This window comes from Helicobacter marmotae, from assembly GCF_003364255.1.
GTDB lineage: Bacteria > Campylobacterota > Campylobacteria > Campylobacterales > Helicobacteraceae > Helicobacter_C > Helicobacter_C marmotae.
Map to the genome: position 1 here is coordinate 61,696 of NZ_NXLR01000003.1, position 16,282 is coordinate 77,977.

At 39.8% G+C, this 16,282-nt stretch carries 13 protein-coding genes; all 13 read right to left on the reverse strand.

The genetic code is table 11. From position 1 onward, the window contains the following. Positions 1–70: 70 nt before the first annotated feature. A complete protein-coding gene (locus tag CQA63_RS02680; protein ID WP_104699373.1) occupies positions 71–3,145 on the reverse strand; it encodes an efflux RND transporter permease subunit in 3,075 nt (1,024 codons plus the stop codon). Next, positions 3,145–3,846, reverse strand: coding sequence for an efflux RND transporter periplasmic adaptor subunit (locus tag CQA63_RS02685; protein WP_411710114.1), 702 nt, complete (start codon positions 3,844–3,846; stop codon positions 3,145–3,147). Before CQA63_RS02685 ends, CQA63_RS02680 begins: the two co-directional genes overlap by 1 nt. Positions 3,847–3,869: 23 nt before the next feature. Next, positions 3,870–5,198, reverse strand: coding sequence for a TolC family protein (locus CQA63_RS02690; protein WP_104699371.1), 1,329 nt, complete (start codon positions 5,196–5,198; stop codon positions 3,870–3,872). 82 nt (positions 5,199–5,280) lie between these two features. Continuing rightward, positions 5,281–6,060 carry a formate dehydrogenase accessory sulfurtransferase FdhD gene (gene fdhD, locus CQA63_RS02695; protein WP_104699370.1) on the reverse strand — a complete coding sequence of 260 codons (780 nt, stop codon included), beginning with the start codon at positions 6,058–6,060 and terminating at the stop codon, positions 5,281–5,283. 29 nt (positions 6,061–6,089) lie between these two features. After that, the gene (locus CQA63_RS02700) at positions 6,090–7,094 is read right to left on the reverse strand and encodes a formate dehydrogenase subunit gamma (protein ID WP_104699369.1); all 1,005 of its coding nucleotides are present in this window, start codon (positions 7,092–7,094) and stop codon (positions 6,090–6,092) included. A gap of 12 nt (positions 7,095–7,106) precedes the next feature. Further along, complete coding sequence (gene fdh3B / locus CQA63_RS02705) at positions 7,107–7,739, reverse strand: formate dehydrogenase FDH3 subunit beta (protein WP_104699368.1); 633 nt, start codon at positions 7,737–7,739, stop codon at positions 7,107–7,109. Positions 7,740–7,750: 11 nt separating this feature from the next. Then, a complete protein-coding gene (locus CQA63_RS02710; RefSeq protein WP_115511821.1) occupies positions 7,751–10,570 on the reverse strand; it encodes a molybdopterin-dependent oxidoreductase in 2,820 nt (939 codons plus the stop codon). Between the two features lie 16 nt (positions 10,571–10,586). After that, positions 10,587–10,802 (reverse strand): twin-arginine translocation signal domain-containing protein, encoded by a 216-nt coding sequence (locus CQA63_RS02715; protein WP_104699365.1) that lies wholly within the window; start codon positions 10,800–10,802, stop codon positions 10,587–10,589. A 64-nt stretch (positions 10,803–10,866) separates the two neighbouring features. Continuing rightward, entirely contained in the window at positions 10,867–11,517 is a 651-nt protein-coding gene (locus CQA63_RS02720; RefSeq protein WP_104699364.1) for a molecular chaperone TorD family protein, read from the reverse strand. After that, positions 11,514–13,031 carry a 4Fe-4S dicluster domain-containing protein gene (locus CQA63_RS02725; protein ID WP_104699363.1) on the reverse strand — a complete coding sequence of 506 codons (1,518 nt, stop codon included), beginning with the start codon at positions 13,029–13,031 and terminating at the stop codon, positions 11,514–11,516. Before CQA63_RS02725 ends, CQA63_RS02720 begins: the two co-directional genes overlap by 4 nt. 404 nt (positions 13,032–13,435) lie before the next feature. Next, positions 13,436–13,999, reverse strand: a complete 564-nt coding sequence (locus CQA63_RS02730) for an anthranilate synthase component II (protein WP_104699362.1) — start codon at positions 13,997–13,999, stop codon at positions 13,436–13,438. A 23-nt stretch (positions 14,000–14,022) separates the two neighbouring features. After that, positions 14,023–15,900, reverse strand: coding sequence for a chorismate-binding protein (locus tag CQA63_RS02735; protein WP_104699361.1), 1,878 nt, complete (start codon positions 15,898–15,900; stop codon positions 14,023–14,025). 27 nt (positions 15,901–15,927) lie between these two features. After that, positions 15,928–16,278 (reverse strand): 50S ribosomal protein L17, encoded by a 351-nt coding sequence (gene rplQ / locus CQA63_RS02740; protein ID WP_104699360.1) that lies wholly within the window; start codon positions 16,276–16,278, stop codon positions 15,928–15,930. Positions 16,279–16,282 lie beyond the last annotated feature (4 nt).

A 16,282-nucleotide genomic window follows, 5' to 3' on the forward strand; every position in this document is an offset into this window, starting at 1 on the left:
TCTCTGCCTCAAAGTTGTTTTGGGCAGCATTATAACGCGTTTTAATATATGTTTAATCACTCTTGTATTATCAAAATTTATCCCCAGCCTTAGGCTTATAGAACTTCTGCAACCAGTCATCAAGAGGGGAAAGCAAGCGATAAATAGCAGGCACGATCAAAAGACTTAAAAACATTGAAAAAAGCAATCCGCCAATAATACAAATCCCCATAGGAGACTTCATACCTGCTCCAGAGCCCACAGATATAGCCAAAGGTATCATTCCAAACACCATAGCAATAGTAGTCATAAGGATAGGTCGCAAACGCGATTCTCCAGCAAGTATTAATGCCTGCTCAATGCTATACCCCTCTTTACGTTTTTCATTTGCCACATCAATAAGCAAAGTAGCATTTTTCCCCACTAAGCCCATAAGTATCATAAGCCCCATGAGTGAAAACATACTAAAAGGCTGCTGGGCAATAAATAGAGCAATAAAAGCCCCAGAGAAGCTAAAAGGCAAGGTCATCATAATCACTATAGGTTGCAAAAAGCTCTCATAAAGCGCGGCTAAAATGAGATAAATTAACACAATGGCAGTAAGCACCGCCACAAGAAAAGCCATTTGCATCTCTTGGGCATACTCTGCCTCACCCTGCAAGCGATAGCTTGTGCCGGGCTCTAGCCATTTATCCTTTTCTTGTGCAGTTACAGCCATCATATCTCCTAATGAAATACCCGAATCTTTGAGTGGATACGCATAAATCGTAACACTTCTTTGCCTATCAAAGCGCGAGATAATCGAAGGGGCAGTAGTAGTTTCTATCTCCACAAGCCCTTCTACAAACATCAATTCCCCCTTGGCATTCTTCACTTGGAGTTTTTTAATATCATTAAGCGAGATTCTATCACTATCTGGGGCACGAATCGTAATATCATACTCTTTCCCCCTATCTTTAAAATACCCCACAATCGCCTCACCTGAAAATGCCCCACGAACGACATTCCCAATATCTTGCGCACTCACACCATATTTATCCGCATTGCGGCGGATAATCTTTAGTCGGTATTCTGGTAAATCATCAGAGGTATTGAGATGAATATTAGTAACCTTACCGGCTAAAAGCGGGTGGGTATTAAGCAAATTAATGAGATTATCCTTTGTCTTATGGAGTACTTCTGAATTAGGCGCGAGGATTGCTACCTGATAGGGCGAGTCATCTCCCCCTCCAAAATCTGAAACTTCAGAAGTAGAAATCACAAATTCCCTCCCTACTTCACTCTTTTTCAGCACTTCTCCCACATCTGCCATAATTTTAAATTGTGAATCCCCGCTTGTGCGGCTATTAATGGGCTTTAGCTTCACATAAATAGCAGCCTTAAAAATCGTTTTTTGCGCATCATAGCCAATCTGCAATGTCGTAAATTCCACATCTTTATGTGCTGCTACCATATCTTGGAGTTTATTTGTCTTCTCTTTCATCGCCTGCATACTTGTGCCCGGCGCAGTCTCCATAAATACCTGAAACTCGCTCTTATCATCGGGTATAATAAACTCCATACCGAGCTTAGCAATGAGTGTAATAGAGCCAAAAAATATCGCTACAATGGCAATAACAACCTTAAACTTATGGCGCAATACAACCGCCAAAGTCTTCACATAAGCCAAATCAAGCATTTTAAAAAATGGCTCACTCCAATAGTAAAAGCGCGAATGTTTAGGATTAACCACAATAGATGAAATCATAGGAATAATGCTTATCACAACAATATAAGAAATCCCAATAGCAGCTGCCACCGTAATACCAAAACTTTGAAAAAACCTCCCCACAATCCCGCTCATACTCCCCACAGGGATAAATACAGATAACAACATAGCAGAAATAGCAATAAGGGCAAAGCCAATTTCACGCACGCCCTCATAAGCCGCCTCTCTTTTAGCCATACCCGCTTCAAGCTTTTTGTGGATATTTTCAATCACCACAATAGCATCATCAATGATAATCCCAATAGCCAAAGCCACAGCAAGGAGTGTGAGCATATTAAGAGAAAAGCCAAAAAAGTTCATTAAAGCAAAAGTACCAAAAATAGAGATAGGGATACTCATAGCAGAGACAAGTGTAATCGTAAAACTACGCAAAAATACAAATACAACAAATACAGCTAAAAATACGCCTAAAAGCACATCAAACTCCACTGAAGCAATAGCAGAGCGGACATTTTGTGTCGTATCCTTAAAGGGGATAATCTCATAATCTTGGCTAATGGCTTGAATTTGTGGCAGCACTTTATTTACAGAATCTACGATAGAAATCTCATTTGCTCCCGCAATTTTCAATACTTCAAAAATCACGCCCGGGGTTTTATCAAAAGAAGCAAAAGTCTTATCCTCTTCAATTCCATCTTCGATGGTAGCAATGTCACTTAGCTTAATACCCTTAGCAATGCGAATATCTCCTATATCGCTTGCTTTGAGGCTTTGAGCGTCTGCGGTAAGCGCCCATTCTTTTAAAGAGCCAATTAACTTACCCCCGTCTATTTCAAGATTCTCTAATCCTATTTTGCTAGAAATATCTGCATAAGTGATACCATATTTATTTAATAAAGATGGCGGAGCGTAGATTCTAATTTGTCGCTCTCTATGCCCCCGCAATTCCACCCCACCAACACCTGAAATTTTTTGCAAAAGGGGTTTAACCTCATCTTTTGCATGCCTCATCATCTCACTGGGACTAACCTTATCACTTGTAAGAAAAAGTGAGATAATAGGTGATGAAGAGCTATCAAACTTATATACAGAAGGATTCTTCACACCAGAATCAAGCTGCACTGTGCCTACTTTATCGCGCACATCATTGACTGCCTCATTGAGTGGCTTCTCTAGCTCAAACTGCACAATCACAACGCTTGAATTACGTGCCGAACTTGAAGTAACCTTTTTTAGCCCATCAATGCCCATTACTACTTCTTCTATCTTGTCTGTTACCTTTGTCTCTACAATCTCCGCACTTGCACCCGGATAGCTTGTAATAACTGCAACTATAGGAAAGTCAATATCGGGGAAAAGCGAAGTAGGCATTTTCTTCACACCCAAAAAGCCAAAAAACAAAATGGCACAAGCAAACATAAGGGTAGTAACAGGGCGAGTGATGGCAAATTTATACATTATTTTGTCCTTATATAGCCATCACCAAAGGTGCCCACAATAACATTATCTACCATTGCCTCAGCTTTCATCTTACGTGTATTGGTATCAGCTGTGGGATAAATTTTGCTAATAGTGGTGCGAAATGTCTCCTTACGTCCGTCGATAGAAAACTCAAAGCTATCGCCTACATTGACTTTAAGGGCATGCTTAAAGTCAAACTCAAGTACTAATTTAACATCTTTGCTAATGATTCTAAAAAGGCTTGTGCTATTAGCACTCACACCATCGCCAAGCTCTATGTCCTTAGAAGCGATAATGCCATCAAAGGGGGCTTTGAGCTCTGTTTTATTAAGAATAGCTCTCTGGTAGGCATAATCTGCCTCAAGCTTTTTATATTCTGATAAATACCGATCAAGCGTATTTTTATCTACTGCCCCAGCCGATTTTAAATAACGTTCATATTGCTTTTTGGCAAATATATATTGCTGCTCGATAGAAGCCACTTGGGATTGTAAATCTTTATTATAGAGGGTAAGCAATAAATCACCCTTTTTCACCACAGAATCTACATCAACAAAAATATCTTGCACAATGCCACTTGCTGCGAGCTTAAGATTCGCATCTTTAATCGCTTCTGCATTAAAAATGGCATAGACATCTTCCCCATAAAGATTCATACACAACATCAACATACTAGAGATGAAAAACTTCTTCATAATGCCCTCCTCTTTATGGGTTTAGATTATTGGATATGCTCTTGCAAATCCTGCCCACTATAATAGATATAATATGCCTTTTGTATTTCATAATTATTTAAGGCTTGGTTATAGGTTGCTTCTGCTTCAAACTTTTTGGCAAGAGATTGCAAATAATCTGTGAAGTTGAGAATCTGCGCGTCATACTTCTTAGCTACATTTTCAAAGGCGATATTTGCTGAGCGCAAAGCTGCTTCAGAAGCCTTGATTTTCACTACAGCAATCTCCAAAGCTTTGCGATAAAGCTTTTCATCTTTTTTTTGCTCTTCTTTTTTATAAGCAAGCTCTTTTAGAGATTTTAAATACCCCAAACGCGCCGCCTCATATTGCCTATAGGTGCTAAGCGCATCAAGGTGAATAGTGGCATTTAGCATTACTTGATTTTGATGTGCTGGATATTGGCGGGAGATAATACTTTGATATTGCGCTGCATCAACCCCCATAAGTCCCTTAAAATTAAAATCAACCCCGCTATTTTTCACATATGTATCACTCACGCTTATTGTAGGGAGATATGTAAATTGCCTTGCCTGATATTTTGCACTATTTGCTTGAAAGCTCAGCATATTAAGATCATGACGATTTTCCTCAAGCTTAAAAAGTGGCGGCTTAATGCTTTTGCGCTCCAAACCATCTACTTCAGTATTTGCTAGAAGTGAAAGCATAAGTTTATTTCGCTCAATCTCCATTTTAATATTGGCAATCTCATGCTCTGTGGCAAGCACTTCTGCACGTAAAGATTCTACATCATCAATAGTCGTTAATCCCGCACCAAAAAGTCGCTCTATACGTTTGATATTAGACTGCAGCTGCAAACGCTTTTGATCTAAGCTTAAAAGCTGGGCTTGGTTGGTAAAATACCCATAATACTGCTCTATCACGCTTAAGAAAAGCTGGTCTTTTGTAGATTCTTTATCTTCAATACTTGCACGATACAGAGAGCTCTTTTCACGCACTTTGTTATAGGTCTTAAATCCGCTAAAGACTTCCCAATTCCCCTTCACACTCCCTGTGTGTGCCTGCAAACGCATATACGGACTATCTGTATCTTGATATTGATATGCCCCATCAATGGTAGGTAAAAACTCTCCAATTGCTGCCCTATTTGTGGCTTTAGCTTGTAAAATGGCTAAATCTTTCGCCTCAAGGTTATAATTTCGTTTTGCCCCCTCAAGCAATTCCGCTAGAGAAAATACCCTCCCGCTAGATTGAACGCCATCACCGCCATTTTGTTGGCTTTGAGCATAATCTGCTATTAATTCCTCTTGTGCTATGAGTAAAGAGCAAAGTCCTAGTAAAAGAATGATACCTCTCATACCTAACTCCTTATCACTATAAAAATCATTAAAAAGTTCGTTATTGTAACTTAGTTTTGTAAATAGTTGCCTATGCAACTATTTAATGGATAATACGAGCTGGATGTGTATAAATATTAAATGTATCTCCCCGTGCAAAGCCCACAAGGGTAATGCCCAAAAGCTGTGCGGATTGGATTCCCAAATGTGTTGTAGCAGAGCGAGAAATCACTATGGGTATATCACTCATAGCCGCTTTAATGACCATTTCCATAGAAAGTCGCCCACTTACAAGCAAAATCGCTTCGCTTAAATTCATAGCCTTAAGCCTTGCTTGCCCTATGACTTTATCAATCGCATTATGTCGCCCCACATCTTCACTGATAAAAATCTCATCGCACACAAGCATTGCTTTATGCACGCAACCTGTTTGCCTAAAAAGCTCACTTGGGGCTTCAAATGCACTCAAAAGAGTGAAAATATGACTAGAGCTAACGCGTATAGATGAAGTAATAAACTTTTGAGTAATCTCGCCATCAAAATTAGCACTTACCCCTACACAGCAGCCAGTTGTGAGGGTTTTTTCTTTATGGAGATTGGCAAGTTTATCTTCTTGTATATGAGCGTGCATATATACACTTAAGCCATCAGGTGCAACTTCAAGTGAGATAATATCATCAACTGAATTTAGCACCCCCTCATTCATCAAAAACCCAACCAAATGTGCATCTTGGGCATAAGGGAGGCTCATTACAGATAGGAGTTTTGCACCATTGAGATAGAAAGCTATGCGCTGCTCTTCGATGATATTATCTTGAAGTGATTCTAATGCACCATTTTTATGCACCTTTACCATGCGCATTTGATGAACAAAATCGCTCAAAAACCACTCCTTGTATAAAACGAATAAAACTAATGATGTTTTAAACGCATAGAATCTAACTTCCCTTGAGCTTTCAAATCTTTATAATACAAGCTATGCAGCATAGAAAGCTCTTCTTCTCCCATTTTGCCATTAAGGATTGATTCTAAAGCCCCCTCAATAGCAAAAACAGCCATATAAATATGCGTAATCAAAAGGGCGATGACTGCAAAGCCCATGACATTATGCACAATAGCCATAAGACGCAGGGTATTAATATCTGTATTTTGAAAATACATCACCCCACCAGTAAAAACCATTACACCACCTCCAAGTGTAGCGACCCAAAACCACATTTTTTGCCCGGCATTAAATTTATGTGCGGGTATCTCACGATTGATTTTATCAAGGTAGCCACCAAGGATTATCATCCACTTAATATCATAAGCCTTAAAAAGACAATCCTTTACCCACATGCAAAACATCAAAACACCAAAAATAGCAAAAAATATCGTAGCAAAGCCATGCACATCACGTACAAAACGGACAAGCCAGCCACCTCCAAGCTTATCACCAAAAACCATCATAAGCCCTGTAAGGCATAAAATCACAAAGGGCACTGCCGCACACCAATGCACGATAATGTTATATTTACTAAAAACAAGCAAAAAGCTATTGTGTGCATAATGCCGTTGCCCCACGATTTTATAATGCCCATAAAATGCCATAGGGACAAAGATAATAATCAGCAAAAAAATAAGGGCAAAATACTTTTCTTGTAAAATCGTAAAAAGCTCTCCTAAGCCATTCCAGCCCCTTATACCACTAATCTCCTCTCCATATGTGAGGGGATTAATACTTCCGCCCTTACCCATAAGCACACTTCCCTCTATAACGCCCGCACTCTTTGTCCCCATCCCCCAATTTTTAATGGCTTCAATTTGGGCTGTGCCATAAATATTGCTATTTGTCTTAAACTCGATTGCTCCTTTTGGCTCCTCTATGCCATAAAGAGACGCAAGACTTAAGAAAAGAAACAGAAATAACTTTTTCATACTTGCCCCTTTTTAGCTGCCATATGCTTTTTGCCATGTTCTAGGAATAGCTGGGCTTATGCCTTTAGTTAATGCCCTTTGGCGGATAATCGCACTCACATCATCACTGCCACCAGCTAGAAGTGCCTTTGTAGAGCACATCGCAGCACATGCGGGGACTTTCCCCTCCGCGATACGATTTTGCCCATAGAGGCGGTATTCCTCATCGCTATGTGTCTCTTCTGGTCCTCCCGCACAAAAGGTGCATTTATCCATAGAGCCCCTTGAGCCAAATACATCAGATTTAGGGAATTGTGGCGCACCAAAAGGACAAGCATAGAGACAATACCCACAACCTATGCAAGTTTTTTTATCATGGAGTACGATTCCATCTGCGCGGATATAGAAGCAATCCACAGGACACACCTTTGCACAAGGAGCATCAACACAATGCATACAGGCAATAGAGATAGACTTTTCAGCCCCCTCTATGCCCTCATTAAGCGTTACTACCCTCCTGCGATTTATCCCTACTGGGAGATGATGAGCCTCTTTGCATGCCACGTCACAACCATGACAATCAATACAGCGATTATCATCGCAATAAAACTTAATTCTCACATGCCCGGGGTCATTAAGCCCGGTTTTTAATATACTCTCACTCATTTCGTACTCCCTTATGCTTTTTCAATACGACATAAGCCACATTTTGTCTCCGGACAAGCGGTGTTGTAATCAAATCCATAGCTACTAATCATATTGGCTGATTCCCCTATAGCATATGCGGCTGTTCCTTCTGGGTATTTACTCAAAAGATTCTCCCCTTGGTCTAAGCCTGAGAAATTTTGAGGCACCCATACACTATTAACATCAACACGATAAGAAAGTTTGGCTTTAATCAATGCGCGTGTATCCATTGTCCCATATACCCATACCATATCACCATCTTTAATGCCTAGTTCAAAAGCCTTATCAGGGTGAATTTCCACAAACATCTCACTATGTACTTCAGCTAAGTATTTTGCACTGCGCGTTTCTGTGCCCGTCCCCATATGAGAAACTAAGCGTCCGCTAAGCATATTAATAGGAAAGTCTTTGACCCAATCTTTCTCTATTTGCCGCGAGCGGTATTTAATATTCGCCCGATAGTGATTAGGCTTATCTGGGAATTGAGGGTATTTATGAATCAAATCTTGTCGTATAGAATGGATAGGCTCTCTATGTAAGGGAATCTTGTCATACCAATTCCACACAAGCGCACGTGCCTTACCATTACCATATGGGCAAAGCCCCGCTTCAAGGGCTTTTTCAACCAAAATATTATTACCAAAGCCAAGAGCGTATGTACTGCCATCAACTATTTTCTTCTCCTCTTGAGTAAGCTTTAATCCCAAACTTTGAGCATTAGCAGCACTAATAGGCGGGTGCCCTTTAATTTGAGAATTGGGCAATTGGCGCAAGGAGAGCATACTTTGCCCATCAGGTGAAGTCTCTCCCCAATTCACTCTAAAGCCCATGCCTCCACGCATAACAGGAATGCTATCATTATAAAACACTGGCGTGCCCGGGTGCTTATCGCTCCAGCAGGGCCAAGGCAAGCCATAATATTCTCCCTTAAATGGACCCTTTCCTTCTAAAGTAACCTTATCAAACATATGCCAATTTTCTTGATGAGCCTTCAAACGTTTGGGGCTCATACCTTGCAAGCCTATGCTACGAATACTTTGCGTAAGCTCTGTGGTCGCATCTTCTGGCCATATAAATTCAGCTCTCCCATCTTTTTTAGCAATCTCATACAAACTTCTTTGATACTCTTCTAAGAATCCAAAACGTTTGGCAAAATCAAAAAGTATATCTTGGTCTTCACGACATTCAAAGAGAGGTTCCATAACTTTAGAGCGCCATTGATAGCTACGATTTGTAGCAGCCACTGAGCCAGAACTCTCCATTTGACTCGCAGCAGGAAGCAAGAAGAGATTATCTTCTCTGTTGCTATAAATGGCTAAATCATTCACATAAGGGTCGATAAACACTACAAGCTCTAGCTTATCCATAGCCTTTTTTTGCAAATCAAGCAACGATACAGAAGTCATACCTGTGCCAATCACAACCAACGCACGAAGCATTGTCCCACCATTGTTTGCAGCATTTTCCTCATCAAGCACGCCAAATTTCCAAGTAGAATGCGCATAGCCACTAGATTCCATCATTTTTTTGTCTTTAAAACGCGAGAGAAGCCAATCATACTCTACATACCAATGCTTTGCAAAATGCTTCCAAGAGGCTTCATTGAGGGGATAATACCCGGGGAGGACATCAGGATTAGCTGCCATATCTGAACTCCCTTGCACATTATCATGCCCTCTTAAGATATTCACACCACCGCCATTTTTACCCATATTGCCTAAAAACATTTGCAAAATGGGCATGATTCGGGTATTACTTGTGCCCACGGTGTGCTGCGTTAAGCCTTGATTCCATATAAGGCTAGCGGGTTTTGCTGCTGCCATTTCTTCAGCGATATGGATAATATCCTTTGCCGGTATGCCGGTAATATCACTTGCCTCTTCTGGCGTATATTTCATCGCCTCTTTAATGACTTCCTCATAGCCATATACACGCTCTTTGAGGAATTGTTTATCATATAAGTTATTTTTAATAATATGATGAAGCATACCATATACAAGGGCTATATCTGTCCCACTGCGGATTCTATGATATTCATCTGCTTTAGCTGCTGTTTTACTAAAATGCGGATCAACCACGACAATTTTTGCCCCCGCTTCCTTAGCGCGTAAAATATGCACCATAGATACAGGGTGATTTACCGCAGGGTTTGCGCCAATAATGAAAATGTATTTTGAAAACATCATATCAGCAATGTGATTTGACATTCCACCAAATCCAAATGTATTTGCCACACCGGCAACTGTTGGGGAGTGTCAAACGCGATTACAATGGTCTAAGTTATTTGTGCCAAAAAATGCAGAAAACTTGCGTAAATAATACGCCTGCTCATTTGATAACTTCGCACTTCCTATCCACATAACCGCATCTGGTCCGCTCTCTTCTCTAATTTTACTTAACTTTGAAGTAATTTTCTCCATAGCATCATCCCAGCTTGTGCGCTGCCATGAGCCATTCTTTTTTTCTAAGGGATAGCGCAAACGCGTTTCGCTTCTCGCCCTATCTATCAAGTCCGCTCCCTTGCAGCAATGCCCGCCTAATGAAATAGGATGATCTTGTGCTACTTCTTGACGCACCCATACGCCATCTTGCACTTCAGCGATAATCCCACAGCCCACAGAGCAATGCGTGCAAATGGTTTTAATACGTTTTGCGTGAGGGTAGCGCTCTTTTAGCTCCGCTTCACTTGCCTTTTTGATAATACGTTCTCCTTCATTCCCAAAAGCATTACCCACACCAGCCAAAGAAGCCAATGCAGAAAGCTTAAGGAATGACCGGCGAGCATTACGTCTAGTTTCAACTTCGCTCATTTTCACTCCTTTTTATTTACTTCGCAACCGAAAAATAAGTTTGCCAATATTGTGTATCACTGCGATATAAGACCTCTTGCTTTTTGCTCTTACCTTTAATGACTTCTTTTTGTGTGTGTTCTCCAGAACAGCTATTCAAACTAAGGGAGCCTATTGCAACCACAGCACCGCCAACCCCCGCCGTCTTTAAAAACTTGCGTCTAGATGGATTGTTTTCTTGCGTTTTTGACATGCAATCTCCTTTATGTGATTTGGGATAAACCCATTTCAACCCTAGCATAAGGGCTCAAATGGGCTTACTTCAAACTCTGCTCTAGATTCAAAAAATGTTGCAACAAGCTTGCTATATGTCCATAGCAAGGCAAATCCTCTCTTTGCATAAGGGCTTTTATAACAAAATCTCCAAGAGGCAAGACAAGCTCATGGGCAACTTCCACACTTAAGGCTCTATCACTTGCCTCTTCTGATAGCAACAAATAGCGCATAAGAAGCAGTAAAAAACCTAAATGCTCTTCGCTCTCTTTAAATTCTTTGGTATTTAGTCTAAAGGTACTTTGTTTTGTCAAAGTCCTTGCTTTTAACAAAGCCTTGCCATTCAGCCCTCCCTCAATATAATGCGAGAGATAAAGCATAATTTGCACACCTTTTTCACTCCTCCGCCCTTTCTTTTTAGGCAATGGGGCATTGCTTTTAGGGACATTAAATGGCAGGATAAACGCATGTGTGTATTCAGCTAATATCCCATCCACACCCCTCTCTTTTAGCTCATTTTCTAAATATTCAAAATGCAATATATCATCTTCGCACAGGGGATTTGACTTCAATATTTCTACTTGCTTTAACAATACACTCAAACGTTGCTTAAGTAATTCATATAAAAATAATCCAGCGAAAAAATCATAATACAATGCCCTTGCATTTGCTACACTTGTGAGATTCTCTCTCATGAGTATGCTCCCTCAAACATTACTTTTACCTTGCAATTTGCACAGCACTCTAGGGTTTTTAGCTTTAAATTATCATCTTTAAAAGCAGGGGATAGAATCGTTTTAATCTTTGCAATACTCTTAGAAGTAGCAAAAATTTCACCACATTCTATACATTTAAATGGCTCATCACTTGCCATTGGAGTATATTCAAAACTTTGTGGCTTAAGGTCTAAAGCATGTGAGTGCAAGCTTATGCAAGACTCTGGGCAGCTTGCAACACAATATCCACAATCTGTGCATAATGAGGGCTTATAGAGAAGCTCAAAACGAGCTTGATTATTCATAAGGGCTTTTGTATTACAGGCTTCTACGCATGAGAGGCATAAAGTGCATTGCTCTGGCTTGATATTTAAGATTCCAAAATGCTTGATTGAAAGCCTACCATAATCCTCTTGTTTGACCCAAAAGCGCATACGTTCAGCAAAAATATCTTTAGCACATTCAGAATCTTTTGGCGTGTAAATATAATGCGTATGAGGGAGCGACGCAAGCTGGCTAAGCTCTGTATAATGCAAGATAGCCTTTTTACCAAAAATACGCCTATAGGTTTCATTCAAAGATTCTATATCCGCTAAGATATGCTCCCCCAATGGTGTATAAAGCACCACCTGCGCGCCTGATTCTTGCAAAAGTGTAAGCAAATATGTAGCATTTAGCATATCAGGCACTTCTAAAATAAATGGCAAAAGAGCTGGATTTTGAGCCTTAAGCGATTTAAACATATCTTCCAATTCTTGCACTTGCCCTCTTGCCACGATAAGCGGGATATAGCCCTTATAAAGTCTCGCCCTATAAGTAAAAGATTCTAACCCATCGCCCTCTCGCTGCACACTTCCAGTAGGGCATACACTCACGCATTTACCACAAGCAATACAATCTATGCTTGATAGCTCTAAAAGCATTACACTATCATCTTTTGTAATACCTATAGTTGGGCATATATCAGCACAAGCATGGCATATCCCGCTTCCATTAGCTAATGGACGCCTGCCTTGATATTGACAATGCGTAGGGTCAAAAACAATATTACGCACACATTCAATCTCGCCACAAAAGGAAAGTATGCGACCAAGCATTTCATCTGCGCTGCAATACATATCTGCCCTATGCACACCCTTGCAAGTAGGGAGATTTTCAAGCGGGGCAAATGAGATAACTTGTGATACAACAATGCTTTGAATGCTTTTATCCCCATTGAGAAAAGAAAGTCTAAAATTCCCAAGACTCCCCTTAAGGCTTACAAAATCTTGCGGCAGAAGATGTGAGACCTGCAGCTTTTGCCCATGCTCTGTATGGATAAGCAAATTTAAAAATTCATCACATAATTGCCCATAACCTATCACTACGCAATCTGGAGCGACTGATAAGACAGAATCTCTACCAAAAGAAGTAAAATCAAGTGTGATTTCATCACACTCCAATAGAATATCTTTTTCCTGCTGGTTTAAAGAACTCCATGTGTCTATATTCATCTTGTTTTTGCCTTGAATGATTTGTTGTTATATATTGATTTTGAGAAAATCATACAACATATCACCAAAAATAAAAGGATTTTTTAACTATATGCACCATTATATAAATTTAAACATATCCTTTTTGGTAACACCACTTGAGGGCAGATTTGTCTAGTTCTTAAGGTTTAAAATCAAGTAAAACTGCGATTAGTGATTCCTTTAGAGATTCTTCACCCCCTTGCAGAGGGTTCAGAATAATAAACTAACGGAGTTGTTGGTAAATCGGGTAGAGATTCTTCAGTAGCTCTTCACGCTCACCCACACGAGGAAGCCAATTCCCATAAAAATAGAAATTCTAAAAATCCCAAACCCCTACTTGTTATCTCTTAGGCTTTGCAAAAGCCCAAATTTCTTTATTGAAATCACAAAGCAAGGAAGTTTTGCATAATTTTTTTACCTTGCTCTTGGAGGATTGATTCTGGGTGAAACTGCACGCCATAGGTATCATAACCCTTTGCCTTTAATACCATAAGCACACCCAAATCACTATAGCCTAATGCCTCGCACTCACCTAGCTTACTCACATGTAAGGAATGATACAAAGCCACTTGTATCCCCTGCCTTACACCTTTAAATAAAGGATTTGCCCGAAAGTGTAAAGCCGCACTTTTAGCATGGCAGGGTTGCTTAAGGGGCACAACCTCTCCTCCAAAAGCTTGGGCTATACATTGATGACCTAAGCATATACCTAAAATCTTCTTTGTGCGCACAAAATATCTAATCGCCTCTAAACACACGCCAGATTCTAAAGGGTGGCTAGGACCCGGAGAGATGATAAGATGAGAGAAGTAAAGAGTGCTTATATGAGCTAATGGTGTGTCATTTGGTATGATTGTGGGCTTTATATTTAATGCTTCAAGCAAATACACGATGTTGTAAGTAAAAGAATCATAATTATCGATAATTAATACTTTTTGGCTTTTCATCGATTCTCCCATTATTCTTTTTGTTAATACTCTTTGGGCTTATCTAGGGAGTAATGCACTTGCACAATCCCGCGCACAGAATTTATGCAAAAGATTCTTTGAGACGTTTGTAAATCTTTGATTCCTAAATGCTTTTCTTTAATAATTCCATTATGCAAAAGCCATGCACGCAATGTCCCATTCAGCAGCGCACTTTTGAGCTTAGGTGTATAGAATCGCCCATCTATCTCACAAATGATATTGCTTCTAGAGCCCTCTGTTATATGACCCTTTTGATTATAATAAATCACATCAAAGACTTCATTATGCCTAATCAATCTCTGCGCATGGGCAAAGTGAGAACGTTGCGATGTTTTATGATAAGCTAGGGGATTATGGCGGGGGAGTGGCTTGGGTGAGAGAATCACTAAAGATGATTGCTGAGGCTTGAAATCTACAATACTTAGCCTTAAATCACCACTATGTGATAAGCTAAGCTTGATAATGCAAGTCTCTAATGGCTTAGGGATTTGAGAGAGCATAAATATATCATCAGCACGTTGCCATAGTGGATCACCCTCTTTAAAGGCAAGGGAACTATAGTGCATTAATGCCTCTTCAAAGTGACTAATATGAGTATCCATAACGTGAGTGCAAGTATGATATTGCTCAAGCCAACCTTTAGCAAAGCCCAAATCACAGGCACTTTTATACATACGTTCTAAATGCTGGGCAAGAAGAAATATATGCCCTTTATCATAAAGCATAGTTTCAAAAATCTCATAATCCCTAGCTTTGGCATGCAAAAATTGCGTTTTTAACTCTAACTCTTTAAATTCATCTTCACACACAGAATCCCACACTACGCCACTCCCTACTCCATAGCGATAAAAGGGTTCATTGGCATATCTAAAAAGTGTTCGTATAGGCACACACAAAGAAATATGACTGCTAGAAATGACCCCCAATGCCCCGCAATATACGCCTCTTAAGCGAGATTCTAAAGTGTAAATAAGCTCCATTGTTTTAAGCTTAGGTGCCCCAGTGATAGAACCACAAGGGAAGAGGGCTTGCAAAATTTCTTTTAAGGCGATATGTTTTAACTTGCCTTGTATGGTGGAGATCATTTGATGTAAGGTAGGGTAAGAGTGTATCGCGCAAAGCTCTTTTATCCGCAGGGATTTGGCTTTGATAATCTTGCTTAAATCATTACGCAAAAGATCTACTATCATAATATTTTCACTTCTATTTTTAGAATCATTTTGCAGCATTAATTTGAGTTTTTTATCGCTCTTTGTATTGGGTGTTTTGGCTCTTTTGATAGTGCCTTTCATGGGTTGGACTCTAATGCTGCGGTGCTTTAGCTCAAAAAATAGCTCGGGAGAAAAACACATAATCTCCATAAAAGGATTTTTCATATAAGCACGATAGCTTGTATTCTGCCTTGAGGAGAGATATTTAAAAAAGGCTTTTGGTTTTGGCGGTATAAGAAGCTGCATTTCTTGCGTGAAATTAATCTGATAACTCTCGCCATGAGCGATATAATGCTTTATGGCTTGGAATCCTTTTTGGTAGCTTTGAAAGTCTAAACCCTTAAGTATGTATGAATGAAACTCATCTTTAGGCTTTTTTAGTGTGTCTTTTATTTTGTAGCGTTTGGTGAAGAGTGTAAAATAAGCAAGTGGAGTGTGAGAATTGCTAGAAGCGGTAGCTAGGGCTTTATGTAAATCTTTATAGGCATTTAGCTTATAAGTGCTAAGCAGAACCCCCGCCTCATAAGTCATATAGCCGACAAAATAACCCCTACTTTTAGAGGAACGAAAGTTATCAATCTCTTCTAATAAACTTAAAAGCCCTTTTATATCAAAGGCTATGAGCTTTCTTAATGGATTTTTATATATAAATGAACCATAAATAACCATGCAGGCAAAAGAGGAAAGCTCCTCTTGCTATACAAATTCAATAATAGCCATTTGCGAGGCATCACCTCTTCGAAGACGTGTACGCTGAATCCTTGTATATCCGCCATTACGACCATTATATCTTAAAGCTATTTCTGTTACCAATTTCTTTGTCGCTGCTTTATCCTGCAAGTACATAAACACATAACGATGTGCATTTAAATCAGCATTACGTGCAGTGCTAACAAGCTTTTCAATATAGCTTTGGAGTTCTTTTGCCTTAAATACACTTGTTTCAATCTTATTATGCTCAATGAGGGCAATAGCTAAGTTTTTAAGCAATGCCTTACGATGAGCTGAGGTGCGCCCCAATTTTCTATAACCATGTCTGTGTCTCATTTCA